Source organism: Streptococcus sp. k-378 (genome assembly GCF_013277505.1).
Lineage (GTDB): Bacteria > Bacillota > Bacilli > Lactobacillales > Streptococcaceae > Streptococcus > Streptococcus pseudopneumoniae.
Genome location: NZ_VMNC01000036.1, coordinates 23500 through 23700, shown reverse-complemented (window position 1 = coordinate 23700; position 201 = coordinate 23500). Strand labels below are relative to the sequence as shown.

Here is a 201-nt window from a genome sequence, read left to right as displayed (position 1 = left end):
TCAGCCAGTCTACTTGTTCTGGTGTGAGAGCTTTGACATCCTTTTCTGTACTTGGCCAAGTCAACTTACCGTTCTCAAAGCGTTTATATAGTAGCCAAAATCCTTGACCATCCCAGTAAAGAGCTTTAAAGCGGTCTTTACGTCCACCACAAAAGAGAAAGACTTGACCTGAGAAAGGATCCAATTCAAAGTGGGTTTTAA

The 201-nt window shown here is 41.8% G+C and carries 1 protein-coding gene; it reads right to left on the bottom strand.

Features of this window, described 5'->3' with window-relative positions; all coding sequences use genetic code 11:
• A partial coding sequence (gene tnpB / locus HT719_RS12005) for an IS66 family insertion sequence element accessory protein TnpB (protein ID WP_172928401.1) occupies positions 1-201 on the bottom strand: 201 nt, incomplete at both ends.